This window comes from Neisseria sp. P0009.S007 (assembly GCF_051962515.1).
Genome location: NZ_JBQCVF010000772.1, coordinates 1 through 784, shown reverse-complemented (window position 1 = coordinate 784; position 784 = coordinate 1). Strand labels below are relative to the sequence as shown.

Here is a 784-nt window from a genome sequence, read left to right as displayed (position 1 = left end):
GCTCTACGCTGCTAGCCGCCGCAACGGTGAACCTGAACTGACCCCGCGTCCTTACGACAGCGGACGCGACGGCTTGGTCATCGGTGAAGGCGCGGGGATTTTTGTATTGGAAGAATTGGAACACGCCAAACGGCGCGGTGCGAAAATCTATGCCGAGCTTGTCGGCTATGGTGCCAACAGCGACGGCAGCCACGTTACCCAACCGCAAAAAGAAACTATGCAGAAATGTATGGAGCTTGCGCTGAAAGACGCCGGTATTACGCCTGATAAAGTCGGCTACGTCAGCGGCCACGGTACGGCGACCGAAAAAGGCGATATTGCTGAAACATTGGCGACTGAGGCAGTGTTTGGTTTTGTGCCGATGAGTTCGCAAAAAAGCTATCTCGGCCATACACTCGGCGCATGCGGCGTATTGGAAGCCTGGTTTACCATCGAAATGATGAACAACGGCTGGTTTGCGCCTACCGTCAATTTAGAAAACATCGATCCGCGTTGCGGCAAGGTGGATTACATCCAAACAGGCGGACGTGAGATTCAAACCGATTATGTGGTCAGCAATAACTTTGCTTTTGGCGGTGTCAATACTTCGCTGGTGTTTAAACGTTGGCAAGAATAATCATTGCTTGATGTTATGATTAAAGGCCGTCTGAAACTTATCTTGAGTTTCAGACGGCCTTTATTTTATTTACGGATTGAGTCGCTTTTTGTTTTTATTCGTTTGTTTTGTTCTGTTTCAAAAACACCACCCTTGTTCCGGCCAACAATTCGTAGAGGAACTTGCGAT

General features: G+C 49.1%; 1 pseudogene. It reads left to right on the top strand.

Annotated features, from left to right (window positions below):
- Positions 1-616: pseudogene (locus ACTHS3_RS16270) on the top strand (beta-ketoacyl-ACP synthase); the annotation flags it as partial.
- Positions 617-784: the final 168 nt, after the last annotated feature.